This is a genomic window from Acidobacteriota bacterium, assembly GCA_029861955.1.
In the GTDB taxonomy this organism is placed as follows: domain Bacteria; phylum Acidobacteriota; class Polarisedimenticolia; order Polarisedimenticolales; family Polarisedimenticolaceae; genus JAOTYK01.
In genome coordinates, this window is record JAOTYK010000002.1 from 105352 (window position 1) to 126161 (window position 20810).

General features: G+C 61.2%; 13 protein-coding genes. 5 read left to right on the forward strand and 8 right to left on the reverse strand.

The window, feature by feature from the left end; translation table 11 throughout:
* Window positions 1-2466 carry a PQQ-binding-like beta-propeller repeat protein gene (locus tag OES25_01465; GenBank protein MDH3626308.1) on the forward strand — a complete coding sequence of 822 codons (2466 nt, stop codon included), beginning with the start codon at window positions 1-3 and terminating at the stop codon, window positions 2464-2466.
* 76 nt (window positions 2467-2542) lie between these two features.
* On the opposite strand, the gene OES25_01470 is transcribed toward OES25_01465, so the two are convergent.
* Together OES25_01470 and OES25_01475 are read right to left on the reverse strand one after the other, a co-directional pair.
* Entirely contained in the window at window positions 2543-6409 is a 3867-nt protein-coding gene (locus tag OES25_01470; protein ID MDH3626309.1) for a hypothetical protein, read from the reverse strand.
* Window positions 6410-6418: 9 nt separating this feature from the next.
* Window positions 6419-7270, reverse strand: coding sequence for a hypothetical protein (locus tag OES25_01475; protein MDH3626310.1), 852 nt, complete (start codon window positions 7268-7270; stop codon window positions 6419-6421).
* A 157-nt stretch (window positions 7271-7427) separates the two neighbouring features.
* On the opposite strand from OES25_01475, the gene OES25_01480 reads away from it, so the two are divergent.
* Window positions 7428-7691 (forward strand): hypothetical protein, encoded by a 264-nt coding sequence (locus tag OES25_01480; GenBank protein MDH3626311.1) that lies wholly within the window; start codon window positions 7428-7430, stop codon window positions 7689-7691.
* Between the two features lie 4 nt (window positions 7692-7695).
* On the opposite strand, the gene OES25_01485 is transcribed toward OES25_01480, so the two are convergent.
* The 4 genes from OES25_01485 to OES25_01500 form a co-directional block, all read right to left on the reverse strand.
* On the reverse strand, window positions 7696-8601 hold the full coding sequence (locus OES25_01485; GenBank protein ID MDH3626312.1) for a hypothetical protein: 906 nt from the start codon (window positions 8599-8601) through the stop codon (window positions 7696-7698).
* Window positions 8602-8636: 35 nt separating this feature from the next.
* Window positions 8637-11930 carry a choice-of-anchor B family protein gene (locus OES25_01490; GenBank protein ID MDH3626313.1) on the reverse strand — a complete coding sequence of 1098 codons (3294 nt, stop codon included), beginning with the start codon at window positions 11928-11930 and terminating at the stop codon, window positions 8637-8639.
* Window positions 11931-11995: 65 nt separating this feature from the next.
* Complete coding sequence (locus OES25_01495) at window positions 11996-13174, reverse strand: M20/M25/M40 family metallo-hydrolase (protein MDH3626314.1); 1179 nt, start codon at window positions 13172-13174, stop codon at window positions 11996-11998.
* Window positions 13171-13671: a hypothetical protein gene (locus tag OES25_01500; GenBank protein ID MDH3626315.1), complete on the reverse strand. Its 501-nt coding sequence runs from the start codon at window positions 13669-13671 to the stop codon at window positions 13171-13173. The genes OES25_01495 and OES25_01500 overlap by 4 nt, the downstream gene beginning before the upstream one ends.
* 131 nt (window positions 13672-13802) lie before the next feature.
* Here OES25_01500 and OES25_01505 point away from each other — a divergent pair, with 131 nt between their 5' ends.
* The 3 genes from OES25_01505 to OES25_01515 are packed head-to-tail and all read left to right on the forward strand — an operon-like array spanning window position 13803 to window position 18280.
* Window positions 13803-16277: a M14 family zinc carboxypeptidase gene (locus tag OES25_01505; GenBank protein MDH3626316.1), complete on the forward strand. Its 2475-nt coding sequence runs from the start codon at window positions 13803-13805 to the stop codon at window positions 16275-16277.
* 4 nt (window positions 16278-16281) lie between these two features.
* Window positions 16282-17223, forward strand: coding sequence for an ABC transporter ATP-binding protein (locus OES25_01510; GenBank protein ID MDH3626317.1), 942 nt, complete (start codon window positions 16282-16284; stop codon window positions 17221-17223).
* A complete protein-coding gene (locus OES25_01515; protein ID MDH3626318.1) occupies window positions 17216-18280 on the forward strand; it encodes an ABC transporter permease in 1065 nt (354 codons plus the stop codon). Before OES25_01510 ends, OES25_01515 begins: the two co-directional genes overlap by 8 nt.
* A gap of 13 nt (window positions 18281-18293) precedes the next feature.
* On the opposite strand, the gene OES25_01520 is transcribed toward OES25_01515, so the two are convergent.
* Both OES25_01520 and OES25_01525 read right to left on the reverse strand, forming a co-directional pair.
* The gene (locus OES25_01520) at window positions 18294-19070 is read right to left on the reverse strand and encodes a sigma-70 family RNA polymerase sigma factor (GenBank protein ID MDH3626319.1); all 777 of its coding nucleotides are present in this window, start codon (window positions 19068-19070) and stop codon (window positions 18294-18296) included.
* Window positions 19071-19230: 160 nt separating this feature from the next.
* Entirely contained in the window at window positions 19231-20685 is a 1455-nt protein-coding gene (locus OES25_01525) for a M48 family metalloprotease (protein ID MDH3626320.1), read from the reverse strand.
* Window positions 20686-20810 lie beyond the last annotated feature (125 nt).

A 20810-nucleotide genomic window follows, 5' to 3' on the forward strand; every position in this document is an offset into this window, starting at 1 on the left:
ATGATGAGTCGAAGAGTCCCAACGATGATTGTCTTCTGCCTGATGACCGTCGCCGCGACGGGTGGTGCGATCGCTGCCGAGGGGCAACTGGATTGGCCCTCGTTCCGCGGCCCCAACCTCGACGGCGCCCTCCAGGGGGTCGGCGGGATCACCGACGAGACCGGGCTGGAGTTGAACTGGAAGCACGACTACGGCTCCGGGTACGCGTCTCTGGTCGCCACCCAGGGTCTGGTGATCGGCGGCTTCTCCAGTGGCGATCTTGACCTTCTGTCCGCCGTCGATGCGACGACCGGTGAGGAGGTCTGGCGCGCCCAGATCGGACCCATCTACAACGGCCACGACGGGTCCCACGATGGCCCGATCGCGACGCCGTTCGTCGCCGGCGGGCGCGTTTACATGCTAGGTGCGTGGGGCGAACTGTTCGCGTTGGAACTGAAGTCCGGCAAGGAACTCTGGCGCACTCACCTGGTCGAGAACCACGAGATTCCAAAGCCTCACTACGGATTCTCCACGTCGCCGATCCTGGTCGATGGCGTTCTCGTCGTGGAATTGGGAGACCCACCACCTCCTCCTCCGGATGCCGACGCCGAGGAAGGCGAGGTAGAAGAAGAGCCCACCGACACCGGAGGCGGGAAAGCGGTCGGAGGGTTCGACCCGGAAACCGGCGCACTGAAATGGACCCTCGGTACGGACCAGGTCGCCTACCAGTCCCCGACCGTCGCCCTTATCGGCGGGAAACGACTGGTCATCGCCGCGAGCAACAAGAAGTTGTTCGGCATCAACGCCTCGGCCGGCACGATAGCCTTCGAATACGAACATCAGGGCGATGGACGCGCCATCGGAAGTGGCAGCATGAACCCGGTCGCGGCAGGCGAAGGCCGATTCCTCCTCAGTAACACGACGGATGGCTCTTCGATGATCCAGGTCAAACCGGACCCGGAACTCGGTTATGCCGTCGAGGAACTGTGGAACTCCAACTCGATTCGGGGAACCTACGTGACCCCCGTCGTGCATGACGGACATCTATACGGCGTGACCGGTCGGGTTCTTACTTGTGTCAGCGTCGAGACGGGCGAGTCCGTCTGGAAGTCCCGGCAGCCGGGTGACGGATTCATCACGCTTCTCGATGATCATCTGGTGATCATCACCAAGGCCGGTACGCTTCATCTCGCTCGCGCAACTCCGGACGGCTATCAAGAGATCGCACAGATACCCCTCTTCGAGGAGTTGTCCTGGTCACAGGTCGCGTTTGCGGACGGCGGGCTCTTCGCCCGAAGCATGAACGAGATCGCGCGAGTCGATCTCTCGAACGCCTTCGACGAGAGCATGAAGACGATGACCACCGCGATGCCTGCGGGCTCGACGTTTGCGTCGTTTCTTCGCCAGCTCGAGTCTGCGACCGAACCGAGCGCGACGATAGACGAGTACCTCGCAAGCCAGGTCAGCTTCCCGATCATCGAGGGAATGGACCTTGTCCACTTCGTCTATCGTGGCGAGGCGAACGACGTGGGCGTCAGAGGCGACATCATCGGCGCCCGCCGTGAAGACCCCATGACACGCGTGGCTGGAACCGATCTTTTCTACTACACGGCTCGTTTCGAGCCCAATGCGCGGGTTAATTACGGGTTCATCAAGAACTTCGAAGAGAACATTGTCGACCCGCTCAACGACCGAACGGAACCGGACGGGCAAGACGGCGAGTTGTCCTGGTTCGCAATGCCCGCCTGGCGCAAGCCGTGGTACCTGGACGAGGCCGGCGCGGATCGACAGGGCAAGATCGTCGAGCACACGCTTGAGAGTAAGGTCGTCGAGGGTCGCACGCAGGTCTTCAGCGCCTACTTACCCGCGGGCTACGACGAGATGACGGGCCGACTACCCGTGATCTATTTTCACGGTGGGGACGAAGCGCTCGACGACGGCGGCATGAAGAACGCGCTCGACAACTTGATCGGAAAGACCGTGGCACCGGTCATCGGCGTGTTTCTCCACGCCGGTGAGCGGACCCCGGGGCCGCCCAACCGGGAAGGCATGGCGGCTCTCCTGGCGACAGAGATTGTGCCGGTGGTGGACGAGACCTATCGCACCATTGCAGAGGCAGCCGGTCGCGCCAGTTTTGGAGCCGGAGGAAGCGGCTACGCTGCTTACTTCACGGCCCTCGAGCAACCCGGCATCTTCGGTCAGGTCCTGACTCAGTCGGCCATCCTCTTTGGCGGGCAACTCGACGCGCTGAAAGCGAAGGTTCGGAATGCCGACGAGCAACCGTTGACGATTTACCAGGACTGGGGCACGTACGACCTGCGCTCGCCCCATGAGGCCTGGGACATGAGGGACTCCAACTCCGACTTCCGCGCATTCCTGCGGGACCGCGGGTATCGTCCGGTCGGCGGCGAGGTTCCTACCGGTATCGGCTGGGCGGCCTGGCAGAATCAGACCGATGACCTGCTGGAGACGCTCTTCCCGCTGTAGTCCGGGTTTGCACGCGACCAAGAAAAAGCCCCTCCCGAGATTCGGGAGGGGCTTTCTATTTGAGAGACTCGAACGCTTACTCGCAGGTGTTTGCGACGTCCTTGAATGCGGCTCCGCATTCGCCGGACGCCGCCAGGGCTCCCCGCTCACCGAGGTTGCTGTCGGTTCCCCAACTGCTCTCAACATCGATGCCATCGCTACCGACGATCAGGAAGAACAGGTTTCCTACCGGGACACTGGTCCAGGAGTAGGAACCACTGCTGCCGAGGCTGCACTCACTGCCGGATAGTGCCACCGTCGATACGTTGCCCAGATCACCGTACAGCAGGTTGAACTCCGTCGCGCCGCAACTGGTATCCCAGCTAACGTCGATCTCGCTGCCCGACACATTGACGCGATCGCCGCGGATCGGATCCGTCAACCCCGCCCCGAGAGGAACTGCGTACGGGCCGCCCAGACCGGTGTCACAGACCACGACGGCCTCCGTCTTGACCTCGACATCGTCGATGGAGAACCAACGGTCGCCGTTGGCATTCTGGTAGTTGAAGCGAACCTTGAAGTTCGGATTGCCGACGGCGTATGCCGTGACATCGTGAACGGCATGGCTGTTGAAGTCGCTATTGGAGTCCGCCCACAGCACGACCCACTGCGCACCGTCCCAGACCTCGACGGTGGCATCGTCGCCATCTTGGTGGTTGTAGTAGATGTCGTACTCCAACGTGACCCCAATGAGACCGCTGACGATCGAGACGTCGATCGCCGGCGTATCGAGGCTGGCCGAAGTCAGCGGAAGCAACGGTTGGCACCGGGAATTTGCCGTCACGTACTGGCCGCTACCGTTCGAGGGCCGCTCCGACGAACCACTGCTGAGGAACCACTCGCCACAGTTGTGGTTACCGGGTCCGGTCGTGATAGTCCAGCCGTTCAGAGAGTTCGCGGACGAAAAGTCCTCGAAGAAGAACGGTTGGATTCCATTGAACGGGCCGTCAGGCGTACCGCTCCGCGACACAGCGTTGCCATCCGGGACATCCGTCTCGTCATCGGCAGCTTGAACGGCGTAGAAGTACTGAACACTGTCATCCAGCCCTGCCGTATCGGAGAACGAATCCGACAGGATGCCGCCGGCGATCAGATTCTGGGGCGTCGTCTCGACGTTCGAATCGGTGTCGCGATAGACGAAGTACCGAATAGGGCCAGCACAGACACTGGTCGCCGGATCCCAGTCGACGTTGAGTGTACACGTGTCGTTCTGAGGATTCGTAACGGTTCCCACGCCATTGAAGAATGGCTGATTGACGACGTTGAACTCCGTGTCCAGACCGTCGAACACGGTATCCGGACACGAGATCGCCCGAGTCTTGAGGTTGTAAGCGTGAACACCAAGATCCGTCGGCGTGAAGGCCTCGTTAGTCGCACCGGGAATATCGATCCCGTCCTTGGTCCACTGGTACACGAAAGGACCGACACCGTTCGTGAGGTTTCCGGTCAGCGTTGGAACCGACTCGGAACACACCGTCAGCGGCCCGTTCGGCTGGACATCAACGAATGGGTTGTCTTCGCAACCGCTTCCCGTAATGCAATCCTGCCCGCCGACGCCCTGAGGAACGACCTGTCGTTTGATGACGTTCGTGTCTTCCTTGCCGTTCGTCTCGTCGACGGACCGGACCACGTAGAAGTAGTTGACACCATCGACCAACGAATTGAGATCCTTGAAGTCCGTTGCTGTAAGACCGGAAACCAGGAGGCTCGCGGGACCCGGCTCGAACAGAACTGCCGTCGAACGATAGATGTTGTAACTGATCGGGCCCGAGCACTCGGCCGTGGCGGCGGTCCAGGCGAGATCGATGCTACACACTCCGAACGGGTTGCCGGTTGCCGAGTCCAACCCACCGAACAACGGCGCCAACAGGCACGTTCCGGTAGCCGTATCGCTGACCTCAGCGGAAGGCGAAGAGATACAGGCTTCGCCATCGAACGCCTGAACGATGTAATAGTACGTCAATCCACCGGACACATCGGTATCCGAGAACAGATAGCCGTTGGAGTTTCCAACACCCGGACTACTGTCCGGAATCGTTGCGACCAACGTGAAAGGCCCACCCATCGTGCGCGATCGACGGACCCGATACTCGACGACGGATCCAAGATCCGCGTCGTTCCACGTGACATCGATCTGATTGTCACCATTGGTCTCGGCATCGGCCACCAACGGGGTCGGCGGTGTCTCGCAACCACAGGCCTCGAAACGGAACGACGCGATCTGTGTCCGGAAAACGCTGGAGGTGTTGTCCTCCCCGGTAAACCAGAACGTACAGTCGTCGGTCGGATCTAGACCCATCGCGGCGTAGTCGCCGTAGCGGTTGGTGCCACTCGACGCGGTGCCGTCATGAATGATGTTCTCACCCTGCGTCATCATGCCGAGCGGTGCATCGAAGGTACGTCCGGTGTAGCGAAGACTGGGGAACGTCGACGTCGAGGAGACGTTGTAAGCCAGCGCGATGTTGCCCGACTGGTCCATGGCGCTTGCACCCATCCAACGGCTATCGCCATCTGCGAGCGACCAGGTTCCCTCTTGCTCGAGACTCCATGGATCGGACGAGTTATTGCGACGAAGCTCGAACCAGCGAATGCCGCCGGTGTTCGCGCCGTCGATATCGGTCACGAAGTTGCCGACGATGGTCTCGAATCCGGCACCGTGTCGCATGTACTGCAGCCGGTGCATGATCACCTCGCGAAGAGGATCCAGAGTCGTTCCCGTCCCCGGCTGTTGAAAACAGTTGAACGATGTCAAACCACAGAGGCTTGAGTCGAACTCCGCAACATCGATGCTGGTGAGCTGGGTCAGCGTGGAGTTTCCGCTGTTGACCCAATCGACGTCGAACTCCCACATCTCGAGGAGGTCTCCCGGCGCCGCGGGTCCGCTGTGACTCTCGGTGTCTCGGTGTCGCATGATGATCCCGGGCTCGCCGGAGTCCGGCTGGTTTGGACCATCGATATCGGCTGCGGTCGCCGTCTCGAAACCGAAACCGGGAAGGTTCGGAAGAGTGAATCGCTGGAACGTCGCAGCGTTTCCGACAAGCATGTTCCCGCGATCCATCGCCCAGACACTCGGCCCGTCGTTGACGGTGACAAGATAAGAACCCAGTCCGCCGTTCGCGTCGGTTGGCCAGACGGCGTAGTGCGGGTAATCGGGGAACGACGGCCCGCTGAACGCATACGCGAACCAGCCGCCCGACACCGGGTCGGAGGTTTGCGAGATGTACACGCAGTTGTTGTTTCCGGATGTTGCGAACTCGCTGATCATCCACCGGTCGGCTTCGCGGTCGTAGAGGACGATCGGGTCACCGAAACCGGAACCGCATTGCCCGCTACCGAGCGAATCCATGAAGAAGTCCGCCAGTTGATTGGGAGTCGGCTCAGCCTTGTCCCAGATTCGAACCCTCGCGCCGCCCGATGCGTTGACGCTCTGAATGAAATGGTTAGGGCCAACGTCGCCGACTGTATCCGGGACTCCGGCTCCAGTAGCTGCGAAGCCCGGGAAGTTCCGTGACGGCGTACCAAACGGATCACCGCCCAGGGCCGCACGGTCTTGATCATTGTCGTCCGCCGATCCGCGTGACGAATCGAACGCGCTCTGCAACTCGAATAGCGGATCTCGACCGCCGATCGGATCGAAATCGACGAAGCCCGGTTTTGGGTAGTACCGTCGAGGAATCTCGCGGACGGGGTCTCCCGGCTTCCATTCCTCGGGCTTCGGTAGGGTTCGCACGTCGCCGTCCCACACGAACGGTGTGACCGGTGCGCTGACCTCTGCCAGTCGAGGCCTTTCGTTCTCAACTGCCTGCTCCTCGGCGGTGACGACGAGCGTCCCAAGAGCGAGAAGCGTCACGACGACGCAGGTCGCGATCACCCATTTCCTTGAATCGGTCTGTGTCTTAGACACGGAGGCCCCCTATCGGTTCTCTGCCGGCGTAAAGTCTCGTTGTTGTCGGAGAAGTCGGATCGGACCGCGTTGCGAGTGCAGTCGGACCGCCGGTCCACCGCCATTGGTCGTCGCCGTCGCGATCTTGCCCGGCTCCTCAAAATTCTTGTATTCAAACTGTAACGAAAAGTCCGTGCTGATCTCGCCGGAGGTCGCAAGCGTCACATCCTGCGTGGCATCCTCCCAGAGCGTCAGTTCAATCTCACCGGTCACGGTGACAAACTCCTGAAGCTGATCCGTATGGCCGTTGTCGAGGAAGACCTGGAGTCTTCCGCGATCCGAGGACGCATGGACCGTTCCCTTGATGCCGCGTGCCATCAGGGTTCCCGTGGAAGAACGAAACCCGAAATCGCTCTGGAGTTTCTTGGCCTCGACCATGCCGTCTTCGGTCTGAACCTCCAGGTGAATCCCCTTGGGTAGGAACACGACGATGTCGACACGGTCCCGCCGCACGCGCGGGCTTCCGTCACCGGAGGCCGCTCCGTCGCCGAAAACCGCCTCCACCTCCAGATCACCGTTCGCGGCGATGGTTCGCCGCACGGTCAGCGCCGGCAACGCTTGATCGTCGAGTCTCTGAAATGTGCCGATGATCTCGACCCGGGGCTCATAGCCGCCGAACCGGCAGTAGACGTTGCCGTGGGGGTTCGTCAGGTGAACGGTCTTTCCAGGCTGAAGATCGTCGAACCAGGTCTCGGTCACCTTCTCCCAGTCCTGCTTCGCAGCATCCGTCGCGATGCGATCGTCTCCAGCAGAGACAGCAGTCACCAGCAGGCACAGCAGTACCAGCGGGCCCGGCCCGAATCTACGCAAGGTGTGGGTCACTAGATCTTCCTCAACTTGTCTCAAAGGTTGGAGTACGGTAAATCCGCGATGGGTTCCAAGCATTAATTGGTAACCCGGATCCTGTGATGACGCATATCTGGACAACCGCGCAGACCGCTTCCAGATTCTTATAGTAGTTTAATTCCGAGGCGCGATCATGGCCCGAAAAGGAAGCCCGGAACGGCGAACGATACACATTTTCTGCGCCGGCTGCCGCACCGCACTATACCGGTATTCGAAGGGCGGGCGAGGTGGGCTCGTCAAGTGTTTCGTCGAGCGGATCGTCGAGGATTTCACCGAAGGCAAAGGTCACTGCCACGGCTGTGGTCAGCAGTTCGCCCGCCTCCGGATGATGGCGGGAAAGCCGGCCCACAAGATCATCCAGGGGAAGGTCTTCACCCGAGGACTGCGACGGAAGTGACCGCTCAGAGCCCGTCGCTACCAAGAGTGGGGCGCATCGACTCGAGGATGGCCTCCGCCTGACTGAAGTCCAGGGGCTCCTGCGTATCGACGATGTGGAGCACGACGTCCTCGAAGATCAGGTGGATCTTGAAGGCGAACATCGCCGGTCGATTCTCGGTCAGCGGATACCGCTCGTCGTGGAACGCGATGTGAAGTTCCATATCCTGGCGGTCCACTTCGCCCTGGCTCTTGTGGCGTTTTGGGTCGTAGATCTCTCCCGCGATGGCCCGGACGGTGCCATCGGAGTCGTCGATGACGCCCTCCGTCAACATCGTATGGCCGATCCAACGCTCGGGGCCCGGCCAACCGAACGAATTCGGAAAGAGCTCACCATCGAGATCGACCTCCACGAAACCCCAGGTAGCCAGATACGCAAAGACCGTTGGCAGGACCGGCGTCCCCCCTCCGGTATCACCGTGGATGTAGACGTTGCGGGCGATCCCGAGATTCAGCAGGTCCTCCACATCCTTGCGAGAACGGCCAAGCCGGACACCGGACGAGTGTTCGGGATGATGAAAGTAAGTCTGCTGAAGCTGCCAGGCGCCGTGGTCATCCTGCCATCGCGCGAAGACGAGTCCGCGCTGATGGACGGGATCGACTTCGATCACCGCCTCCCCTTTCAGCCGGGTGTGTCCCTGTCCGTCATAGGTCAGCGCATCGACGGGCTCGGCGGGAACTCCGCGTATCGAGTGGGTCGATTCCCCGAGCGAGCGACGGTTGATTCTGAGGTCCGTCGCGATCACGCGGTAGCGAACCGGAACCCTCTCGACGACCGGTTCATCTTGCCGTGCCTTGTTCTGGTCCTCGACCGGCTTCCATTTCTGGGCCATCGCAGGAGCGCACACTGCGCTCAGGAGCGCGATTGCCACCCAAGTGCGAAATCGCCGACTGATGAGAGAACGAGTCATGGGTTGGCGGAACACGGCTGCGCGATGGATCGCGGCAACCCGTCTCGCCCTTCACCGAACGGTCCCTCCACACCGCCGACAACTGCCGTCACCAGGAAGAACGTTCCGGCACCGGGTTCGGGGATGAAGAGATCGTAGAAATCGGTTCGGGACAGATTTGACACTCGACAGGACGCAAACTCCAGAAGCAGTTCGGCGCCAATCTCGCCGGCATAGACGTTGTATCCATCGACACCCGACTCGGGGGCCCATGTCAGCCCATTGCCGTCGACATGCAGTCCATGAACCACCCCGTCGTCCGTGTCGCAGGCATCACCCTCAAGATCCAGATCGCGATCGATCTGCGCCGGGTCCGATCGGGTCACGCAAACGTCGGTGACGTCCAGGATTCCGTCGTCGTCCTGGTCCGTGTCTGCAGTGTTTTCAACTCCGTCGTTGTCGATATCGGCGTCACACGCGTCCCCCAGACCATCGAGATCCAGATCGCTCTGAACGGTGTTGGATATCGCCGGGCAGTTGTCGGCCACGTCGCCCACTCCGTCGCCGTCGCCGTCGGTCTGACCGGCGTTGGCCGCATAGGGTGCATTATCGACGTCGCCGCAGATGCCGTCGCCGTCGATGTCATTTCCTGGATCCAGGGCACAGGGGTCACAACCGTCGAGTTGGCCATCGGCGTCGAGGTCGGAACCTCCCGTCACCACTCGAGAGCGGCACTCCTCAACAATGCTGATGTCATCAAACGCACACTCGAGAATGCGTTGCTGGTCCAACTCCGGAATCGCTTCACACGCGAACCGCGCGCGGAATTGATCGTTGACGGCGATGTGGGAAACCACGGGTATCACCGAGCGAGTCCAGGAGTTTGCCTCCTTGGTGAGTTGCTCGACCGTGTTCCACGTGGCGCCGGCGTCGTCGGAAATCTGGACGCGGAAGGTCCCGCCGTCCAGCGAGCCGGCCGTCGTGGAAAGCCAGCGGAAGTAACTGAATGCGGGATTCTGCATGCCGCTCAGGTCGATGGTGGGGCTGAAGATCGCCGCGGTGCCGCCGTCCACGTCCTGGAATTCGGCGGCCCCTCCCATGAGACCCTGCCCCGTGACCCACGCGCGGATACCGGGTGACGGTGTGTGATCGTCCGCCGGCTCGATCGTGCCTCCGCCCGTCCCGACCGGATCGACCCGCCTCCAGTGGCCCTGGGTCGCCGTACTCTGAGTGTCGTAGACCCATCCATTGTCAATCTCAATCGTGTCCACGTAACGAGCGGCCTCGAGTTGGAAGTCGACGATTGAACTCTGGCCGGTCTTGAGAACGACGAGACTCTCGGAACCCGAATACGAGAGGGCATCGACCGTAATGACACGCTGCCCGATGGCGGCGTCCGGCAGCACGTAGTGTCCGGAACCGTCCGTCACCACCGGCGTGTTGCCACCGACGATACTCACCTCCGCACCGACAATTGGGGCTGCCGTGCCGGCGTCGATCACCGTGCCCTGCACCGTCGTTCGGGGGAGTGAGACCAACTCGACCTCTACATCGATCCCACCGTCGAGGGGCAGCGTCCCGGGAGAGACGAACTTCGTGCTGTAGCCGGGAGCGGAGACCCGCAGCACGACCGGTCCGCTGTCGATGTAAGACCCAAACTCGCCGTTGAGATTCGCCGTCAGGATCTCCTGACTGTTGAGGAGCAAGATGGTCGCCGCCGGGATCGCGCTTCCGCCGTCGGACTGCACGACCTTGCCCGTCAGCGTTCCGCCCGTCGGAGCGTATTCCAGGACGAACAGTCCACTCTGGATATCGCTGATGTAGAAGTAGCCCCTGGGGTCGAAGGGGTAGACGCCCCAGGCGCCCCCAAACCCGGAATCACTCTGCGGGTACGTGTCGTAGTTACCGAGTGCGACGGGGAAGCCGGGTCGTTGTAGATCGACGTACTCGAAGCCGAGTCGATAGTGAGACATCGCAACGCGCTTGCCCGGCACGTCATCAAAAATCGTGTTGTGAACAATCGCATTGCTGTCGGGCTCGAACTCGCTGATCAGCGTGCCCGGCACATTCGGATTGCTGATGTCATAGGTCGCAAGATGGCCGCCGGGTTGTTCGTCCGTCGTTACCACGATGCTCAAATCGCTACTCGGCCACGAGTTGTGCGTGAAGTTGAACGGCGTACTCCAGGTCGAAAGGATCTGTAGATTGCCCGGATCTGTCGCGTCGACGATCTCATGAAGACCCGAGAAGATCTCGGACAGGTAGGCCGTGTTGCCCTTGACGAATACGTCGTGGACATAACGCGATCCGAACGTGCCGATCTCGACGGGGTTGACCGGGTCGGCCAACGAGAGAATGCGTGCTCCCGCGTTTGTACCAACGAGCCAGGCGTGCCCGCGTTCGGTGTCGATCCAGATATTGTGAACCGTTGCGAAGTTCTGGGTGTAGGTGTTGACCAGTATAGGCGCCAGGGGGTCCGAGAGATCCACGATCTGAAGACCCTGCAGCGATCCTCCACCCTCGGTCACGATGTACGCGTAGTTTTGGTAGGTCTTGATATCTCGCCACGCGGAATTGGGTCCGCCGATGAACGCGACTTGCACCGGCTGCGTCGGATCCGTCACATCGATAAATAACGTGCCGGCCTGGCTACCCATGATCGCCAGATAGGTCGTTCCGTCGGAATAACCCCAGATATCGCTGGAGTCTTCGCTGTCGCGGATGTCGACCTGCCCCAGCAGGTTGACTCGTGTGTTCATCGATCGTTGGCTCGGGTCAGCGGAGGACGCGATCGGCGAGAAGAGCTCGTCGGCATCGAGTCGATAATTCAGGCGCAGGGGGTATGTCGGACAGGCGGACGACGGATCGCCCTCGAGTTCGATGACGAAACGATACTCTCCGCTGGGAACCGGCCGCGGGAGCGACAGCTCCGCGCTCATCGCGGTACCGGCCTGCACCACGCCTTCAGCGAGTTGTCCCCGGATCACATCGCCGCCGACCGTGTAAAGCGACCAACTCCCCTGGACCCGCAACGGTTGGGTGTGGGTTCTGCCTGCCGGTGTGGAGCCGGCATCGATCTGCCGGAGGACGAGTTCGATCGACACACGCTGTTCGCCGGATCTCTCGAGTTCAAACGGCAGCGGACGGACGTTCAGCTCGAAGACATCGCTACCCAGCTGGAGGGGTTCAGAACTCTGCAGCGTCAGACCCTCGGCGACGCCGCAACGATCCTCGGTCCAGGCCACGGTTCCACCGAGGACTGCGAGAGACATGACGAAGATGACAACAACGAGACGTCGCTTGGCCTGCATGAGTGCCCCATTTCCGCAGATCGCGGGTTCTCCCGCCCATTACATACGCGGCTCTCGAGATCCGGTCAATCGGTGTCGCTGGCGACTCGGAGAGCCAGACGGCATCCGTCGAGGTATTCGGAGACCTCAATATACTCGTCAACCGTATGCGGAGAGTGCTGACCGGCGCCGAGGGTGACCGTCGGGATGCCTTTTCGATTCAGATGATTGGCATCCAGCCCACCGTCTGCGTATCGAAGGGATGGCTTGAGCCCGACGTCCCGGGCTGCGCCCCGCGAGATCTTCACGACTGGAGCGTCCCGCTCGAGTCGAAAAGGCCGATAGTCGGTGTTGGCGCGAAAACGGATTTTCCCCGTCTGTTTCTTGTGATTGCGTACGCCTCGTGCGGCGCGTTCGAAGGCCTTCCTGTAGGTGTCCGTGATCGTGTCGACGAACGCCTCATCGTGGGAGCGAGACTCGCCCTTGACGAACACGTGATCGGTGACCTGATTCGTCGCCTCTCCACCGGTGATGACGCCGACGTTGGATGTACCCCGGCGTCCGCCCTTCACGATTTTCCCAAAGAAGCCGCGTTTCGATACGTCCGCGATCGCCCGTGCGGCGATCAGCGATGCGGAAACTCCGTGCTCCGGGTGAACGCCGGCGTGAGACGAGCGGCCATGGATATCGACGTTCCAGCGATCGGCACCGAGTGCGCCGATCCACATGTCCGCGGGGTCCCCCCCGTCAATGTTGAAGCCGAGACGAGGCCGACCCAGATCGGTTACACGCAGGTTGCGTGCCCCTTTCAGTCCGACCTCCTCTCCCACGGTGAAAAGAAACGTGAGAGGCGGATGGGGAAGTCCCTTCGTCAGAATCCGTTCCAGCACGGTCACCAGGCAAGCGACGGCCGTGCGGTTATCCCCGCCAAGCCCCGTAGGCCCCCGGGAGACGATCCGTTTGCCACGTCGAACGGGCTCGGCCCCTCGACAGAGCGGCACCGTGTCCAGGTGGCTGGCCAGCAGTCGGCGAGGTGTGCGGGTCGTGCCGGGCAACTGAATGATCAGATTGCCCACCTCGTAGCCCTCGCCGATCCGCTTGTGGGCGTCGTCGTGTTTGATCCAGGAGGGTCGACAGCCCGCCGCCCGGGCCCGTCGCTTGACTTCGTTGGCCACCGCCTTCTCGCGGCCACTCAGCCCTTCTACCGCCAGCAGACCCATCAGATGGTGGAGCGCCCGCTTGTCGTCGATCGTCCTGTCGTTCATGAACCCGCCCCGGAATCCGACGTCGGAAGTTCGTCCCATTCACAGATGTAGCCGGTGGGCATCCAGAAGCCGCCGCCCGACGCCTCGACGTCGACCCACTCTCCACCCTTGTAGGTTGCCAGGAAGTCCTCGCCGCCCCCGTAGTTGTTGGGCTGGCCTTTCATCCAGCGCTCGAACGCCCATTCCGTCCCGTCGACCCAGGTCCACAGGCCCTCCTCGTCGGCGTCCGACGCACCCAGATACATGTACCGGCCGTCGCAAAGAGAGGCGATAAACTCGAACTCCGCCTCGCGGTCGATCACGACGAGGTGTCCGCCAGCCTCGACACAACGGTCTCGGGCCCCCTGCCAGGAGAGGTCCTCGACGTCGTCGAAGAGCTGGTAACGATGACCGTCGAATTCGGCGATCTCGACCTCGGGAGACGGATCGCCGGCGAGGAGCCCGCCACAAAGGATCAGCACGGTGGCCAGTAGGATGGTTCGACCGGCTACTCTCAAGATATCCTCGATTCCTGGGAACTGAGACGACGAGGGCGGCCCGGATACAGTCGCCGTCGGTTTGACGGGCCCACGAGTTCAGCGTACAACAATGACTGGGTTGCGTCGATTCTGTTTGTAGGGGCATCAGCGTGAGACTCCCATCGAATGTCACCGGCGCAGCCGGTGCTTTTCTCGTCCTGTTCCTTGTTGTCGCGGCGTACGTTCCGAGTGCGTCCGGTGCGGAGCCCGATGCGATCGAGCATCCCGTCCCGGCACGCATCGAAGTCGGACCCGACTTCGCAGAGGTTGACCGGCTGGCACGACTCGGCATCAACATCGATGCCGTGTTCGACGGTTGGGCACGGGTCTACGTCGTCGCGAAAGAGCGGGCCAAGCTGTACAAGCTGGGCTTCGATGTCAGCCTCCTTCCGAACGACAGTCCTCGGAAAGCCGAGGAAGCTCGGCTAACCGCCGAGACCCGTGACAAGCGTCCACCGACGCAACGTGGCTCGGTTGCGGCGGAGTACCACACCTACACTACGCTTACGCAGGATCTTCAGCAGATCGCGACCGATCATCCCGACATCGTCCGACTGTCCAGCATCGGCCAGACCAATCAGGGCCGTGAGCTATGGATGGTCAAGATCTCCGACAATCCCGACGTTCAGGAGGACGAGCCGGAGTTTGCGTACATCTCGTCCATGCACGGAGACGAGGTGGTCGGAAAGGAGGTTCTCTACAACCTCATTGATTACCTGACGGACAATTACGGATCGCTGAGTCGCGTCACCAACATCGTCGACGACACGGAACTCTGGATCATGCCGTCGATGAACCCTGACGGAACCGAGATCGGTCAACGCGGCAACGCCAACGGAAAGGACCTGAATCGAGACTTCCCGGATCAGTTCATCGACGCCGTGAATACGACCGTTGGGCGCCAGGCCGAGACGGCAGCGATCATGAACTGGCGAGCGGGCGTCGCGACCAACATGTCGATCAATTTTCACGGGGGTGCGTTGGTCACCAACTACCCGCTCGACAGCAACCCGCAGGGCACGTCGTCGTTCAGCCCGGCTCCGCCACCCGATCACGCCATGTTCCAATCGTTTGCGCGGACCTACGCCGACAACAACCCGCCGATGTCGGTCAGCAACGGACATCCCGCGTGGGATGACGGCATCACCAATGGGGCCGACTGGTACGCGATCAACGGCGGCATGCAGGATTGGCAGTACGTCTGGCACGGCGGTTTCGAGGTTCTCGTCGAGATCAGCTCGACGAAGTGGCCTGGCGCATCTTCACTTCCCGGTTTCTGGGACGACAACCTCGAGTCACTTCTCTCCTGTCTGGAGCGAGTGCACGAAGGCGTCCGCGGCCTGATCACCGATGCAGAAACGGGGCTTCCGCTTTCTGCAAGCATCCAGTTCGATAGCAACCCGTTCGTGGCGTACACCGACCGCGAGATGGGTGATTACCATCGGGCTCTGATGCCGGACACCTACACGCTGACGATCCGGGCGGATGGTCGCGAGACCCTGGTCATCCCCAACGTCGTCGTCAACGCGGGACCGGCGACGGTCGTCAACGCCGCACTGGGCCCGGCACCGGTGGATCTGCAACCGATGAACTCCGCGGTCCTCGATGGTGCCAATGGATTCGTCGACGTCGGCGAAACAACCGATCTCAGCCTGACACTCCTGAATCTCGGCCGTTCGGCTACCGGCGTCAGTGGGCAGCTCATTCCGACGGGATACGACGCCGAGGTCAGTCGTTCACTGGCGAGCTATCCCAACATCGATGTCGCAGGCACGGGTGGTAGTCTGGCGCCTCATTTCGAGATCCAGGCCAATCCCCAGATTGCCGAAGGCAGGAAGTTGGGTTTTGCCGTTCAGTGGCTGACCGATCAGGGCGTTGGCATGTCGGACCCGTTCTTTCTCGAAATCGGATCCGGCACGGTCGACTCCGTACCGTCCACCGACGTTCCCAAGAACATCGGTATCTTCTATGCCGAGACAGCCGTCAGCGACCTGGTCATTCCGATCGAGTCGAGCGTGACCAATGTGACCGACGTCAAGGTGACCATCGATCTCACCCACTCTTTCATCGGCGACATTGAAGTAGCGGTCCAGAGCCCGAATGGAACGCTTGTCCAACTGCACAACCACGGCGGCGGTTCTGCGTCGGACATCGTAGGGACCTACGGGGTGGATCTCACGCCGACCCAATCGCTCGACGCGTTTAACGGCGAGAACTCGCTGGGAACCTGGACTCTCTCGATCCTCGACACGGCGATCGGCGACGGAGGCGACCTCAATGGCTGGAGCCTGCAGATCACCGGTCGCCCCGCCGAGACAACCACTCCCGAGATGAAGTTCAAGGAGATCTCCCGTAACTCCGTGAATACCACGCTGGAGTGGTGGCCCTACCCCGGTATCACCGGGTACCGCGTCTACCGATCCTCCGATCCGGCAAACGTTGCCGCATTCGTTGACGTGACCGGCACCGACCCCAACGACACCGACACGCTGTTTGACGACAGTGGTACAGACCCACTTGTGTTCTACCTCGTGACAGGCATGGGTCCTGGCGGCGAGGGACCGAAGGGCCACTTCGGCGAGTGAGACCATGAACGATGTCGTACCCGCGATCTCTGTGCGGGGACTTGTCAAGCGTTTCAAGGGACTCACCGCGGTCGATGGTCTCGACCTGGACGTATCAAGCGGCCGCTGTCTGGCGCTACTGGGTCCGAACGGTGCCGGCAAGTCGACGACGGTCAACGTCCTTGTCGGCTTGCTCCGCCCGGACGCGGGCGAGGTTCGAATCCTCGGACGCGACCTTCGCGGTCGCGAGCGACGCCAGACTCTTGAGGAGATCGGCGTCCAACTTCAAGAGACGCTCTTGTTTGACAAGCTGACCTGCCGCGAGATCGTCGTGCTGTTCGGGAGTTTCTATCGAGAGCCGCGGAACCCGGACGAGGTTCTCGAGCTTGTCGGTCTGCAAGAGAAACGAGACACGCGACGGGGAAAATTGTCGGGTGGGCAGCAACAACGGTTAGCTCTCGGCTGTGCACTCGTCAACCGTCCGCGCCTCCTCTTTCTCGATGAGCCGACAACCGGTCTCGATCCTCAGGCCCGCCGCCGAGTCTGGGAGATCGTTCACCGATTCAAGAAAAATGGCGGCACCGTCTTGCTGACGACCCATTACATGGAGGAGGCGGAGCTACTCGCAGATGACGTGATCGTGATCGACGATGGCCGCTGTATTGCCCGCGGCTCCCCTGCTGAACTGATTCGCACCCTCGACAGTCAGAATCGCATCGAGCTGACCTTCGACAACGCCGATGTGGACGTGCCCGAGGACGCGCTACGAACCATCGCGGGCGTCAGTCAACTCCGTCGCGATGGCAATCGGATCGAACTTCACGTTCGCTCGATCCACCTCACGGTGCCCGCGGTCCTCGAAACGCTGCGACAGAACGCGCGAACTCTTGACGACCTTCATACACGACGCGCGACGCTCGAGGATGTCTTCGTCGAGTTGACGGGAAAGCACCTGCGGGATGGGTAGAGTCTCCCAGTTCGGTCAGTTGACCCGAACCCGCATCGTGCTGCTCTTGAGAGAGCCGGAGGCGGTGTTCTGGATCCTCGTCTTCCCGCTCCTGTTGACGATGGTTCTCGGTTGGGCATTTCGTGATCGCTCACCGGAGCACCTGCCGGTGGCCGTCCTGTCGAGCGCGGAAGACGCCGCGAGGGGCGAGGACTCTTCGGCGGAGCAATTGGCCGAGAAGCTTGCCGCCGACCCATTGCTCGACGTCACTATCTCGACAGACTCGGAGATGACCCGAGAGCAACTTCGGTTCGGAAAGATCGCCGCGTACGTCGAACCTGGCGATCCGCCTACGTTATCGCTGGATCCACAGCGTCCGGACGCGGAGATCGCACGTCTACGTCTGGAGCGAGCGCTCCTGAACTCGGCTCGGACATCGCCGGACTCGGTCGTCACGTTTAACGAGATTCGCGAGACGGGATCTCGCTACATCGACTGGCTGTTTCCCGGGATTCTCGGCATGAATCTTATGGGTACCGGGATCTGGGGTATCGGCTTCGCCATCGCGGACATGCGGCAAAAGAAGTTGATCCGGCGCTTGCTGGTGACCCCCATGCGTAAGGGCGCGTTCTTGCTGTCGTTCCTGTCGGGGAGACTCGTCTTCCTGGTGATCGAGTTGGCGCTCATCGGCGGGTTTGGATTCCTGATCCTGAGGGTCCCACTCCGCGGCTCACTGATCGTATTCCTCGTCATCTGCATTGTGGGGATGGTGACCTTCGCGTCGCTTGGACTCCTGACCGTCACCCGCGCCCGAACGATCGAAGGTGCCTCCGGTCTGATGAATCTTGTCGTGATGCCGATGTGGTTGTTGTCCGGGGTATTCTTCTCGTACGAGCGATTCCCGGAAGTCCTACATCCGATCCTGAGAGCCCTACCGTTAACCGCGCTCAACGACGCGCTGAGGGCCAATGCGTTGGAGGGTGCCAACCTTCTGGGAGTCCTGCCTCAACTCGGGGTGATGGCGGGTTGGTCGCTGGTCACCTTCGCACTGTCGCTGGCGTTCTTTCGCTGGGAGTAGCGACAGAAGTTGTTCAGTCTTCGACCTCGTCGTGAGACGGGCCGAGCATCTCCACGAGGGCCTTGACTGGGACATTGGATCGATCGGCGATCTCCGAGAGTTTCGGTCGACGCCCAAGTTCTTCTTCCAACTCCCGCGAGACACGCTGTACCTTGCGCATCTTCTCGAGGAGATGCACCGGAATGCGGATCGTTCTTGATTTGTCGGAAATTGCCCGGGTGATCGCCTGCTTGATCCACCAGAACGCGTAGGTCGAAAACTTGTAGCCGCGCTCGTGCTCGAACTTCTCGACGGCCTTCATGAGACCCATGTTCCCCTCTTGTACGAGGTCCATATAGGGCAGGCCCTGCTTGCTGAACTTTTTCGCAACGTGGGCCACCAGGCGAAGATTGGCCTGGATCATCGCGTCACGGTGGGTGTCCATCTCTCGCTTCGCTCTGATGAACGGCTTGTAGGCCCGATGTTCGCGCAGCGCCTTACTAGCGCGGCCCACTGCGCGTAGACGGTCGCAGGTCCCTTCGATCTGTCGCATCGTCCAGAGCCCCTGCGCATCGCGGGAGACCTCGTACTCTGCAAGGATCGGGTTCGCGATCGCCGTCGGCAACTGTAGGACGGCCTTTGCATAGGCCTCTCGTGCCGCTTGCAACGCGCTGGCCAACCTGTATTCGTCGTCACGGGTGAGCAACGCGGTGGAGCCGACTTCGCGCAGGTAAAGAGCCGTCAGGTCGACATCGGAAGGGATCTTCTCTGCCGACAGCTCGATGGGATCGTCCAGTTGTTGATTTTTCATACCCGTACTCCTTGCAAGATCAGGGCCGATTTCCTGCTAATGGAAAACCCGGAAACGGGCCGGAAAATTCCCGAAATGGGGGACTTTTTTCGGCCGGGGCTCGGCGGGATGGCAGCCGACCCGCGCCAATGTGGCGTTTAGGAGACACGGGCGTCCGCGATCAGGGACGGCGTCCACCACGCACGACCTTGTACCGGCCACCCGATTTCAGCCGCTCCCCCGGATCCAGGCGATTGATCAGGGCGAGTGTACCGGGATCGACGGTCGCGTCATATCGGTCGGCGAAGGACTCCACCGTCATCGCTCGATCGACCGTCACGATTGCCAGCCGTTGCGGTTGAGCGTTCAATGCCGCGGGATCGCTGAGCGGGCCGAAGCTCGCGAGGGAACGTCTCAGCGTCGACTGGGCGTTGGCCCATCTTTCGCCGGTGGTATACGCCAGGAGCCTGAACACGCGATCTCGATACTCGACAAACCCTACGCGGCCACGAATCTCCCGGGTCTCGTCCTTGACCACGAAGCTGTCCCCGCTGGTCGGCAGTCCACTGATCGAACCCATCCGCTGCCCCTGCGCCTGGATGCCTTCCGGGCCAAGAAACGTTGCCAGCGCCTCGCTAGCGTTCGGCGCGTCGACGATCGTCAGCTCGATCACTGCATTCTTCTCGGAATTGATGCCGATGACGGCCTGTCGCTGATTCTGGGTCACCCAGCCGGATGGAAACTCAAAGCGAAAACGCATCCCCGGATGAAGAAACTTCGCACCCTCGAAGAACCCCTCTCTCGGATCCACACCGAAGACGAGGCCCTCGATCCGATCCAGGAACGGCCCGCGCCCCACGCGACCGTCCGCCGCACCCGCCCCGAGCCCGGCGATCCTGGCCTCGGAGCGTTCTCGACGGCTGGTCGGTGCGGGATGGGTCGAGATCCAACCCGGCAGACGGTCGGTCTGCGACGCCTTGCCGATTCGGTCGAGCATGTCAAACATGTTCGTCATCGGATCGGCGTCATACCCATCCGTCACCATGTATCGAAGCCCCAGATCGTCGGCCTGGCGTTCGTCGTCGCGACCGAACTTCAGGAACATGAGCGACATGCCTTGCGACGCAAGGCCGCCGAACTTCTCAAATTTCTCAGGCGCCAGAACGGCACCTGCCATGAGTCCTCCCTGGGCCAGCTGCGCCTTGCTCATCTGCGACGCTCCGTGTCGAGCCGTGACGTGTCCGATCTCGTGGCCGATCACGGCCGCCAATTCGGCTTCGTTTTCCATGTGAGCCAGAATTCCACGGGTGACGTAGATATAGCCTCCGGGGAGTGCGAACGCGTTGACGACCGGATCATCGATCACACGGAACGTCCAATCGAGAGCCGGACGCTCGGAGCCCGCGGCCATCCGTCGGCCGATCGTCGAGACGTATTGTTGTAACGACGTGTCATCGTAGACCCCCATCTGGGACTGGATCTGTCGGTCACTGTCAAGACCGAGCGAGCGCTCCTGGGAGTCGCTCACCAACATCAGTTGTCTCTTGCCCGTCGCCGGATTAACCGCACAACCGGTCGTCAACAACAACCCTGCGATTAGAAGGGATTCGATTGCGGGCAGCGAAAGATGTCGCATGGGAGCCTCCCGAGAATATCCAGTTTCGATATTCTACAGCCCAACGCCGGCGGGACTCCACTAACTACCGATCATGCTGGCAGGATTCTGAGGCCGATTTACAATTTGTTACACGCTCGAGGGCT

Coding starts and splice junctions, on each gene's coding strand:
- OES25_01510 (MDH3626317.1), top strand. CDS start 16,282: ATGAACGATGTCGTACCCGCGATCTCTGTGCGGGGACTTGTCAAGCGT.
- OES25_01480 (MDH3626311.1), top strand. CDS start 7,428: ATGGCCCGAAAAGGAAGCCCGGAACGGCGAACGATACACATTTTCTGC.
- OES25_01495 (MDH3626314.1), bottom strand. CDS start 13,174: ATGAACGACAGGACGATCGACGACAAGCGGGCGCTCCACCATCTGATG.
- OES25_01525 (MDH3626320.1), bottom strand. CDS start 20,685: ATGCGACATCTTTCGCTGCCCGCAATCGAATCCCTTCTAATCGCAGGG.
- OES25_01490 (MDH3626313.1), bottom strand. CDS start 11,930: ATGCAGGCCAAGCGACGTCTCGTTGTTGTCATCTTCGTCATGTCTCTC.
- OES25_01520 (MDH3626319.1), bottom strand. CDS start 19,070: ATGAAAAATCAACAACTGGACGATCCCATCGAGCTGTCGGCAGAGAAG.
- OES25_01465 (MDH3626308.1), top strand. CDS start 1: ATGATGAGTCGAAGAGTCCCAACGATGATTGTCTTCTGCCTGATGACC.
- OES25_01515 (MDH3626318.1), top strand. CDS start 17,216: ATGGGTAGAGTCTCCCAGTTCGGTCAGTTGACCCGAACCCGCATCGTG.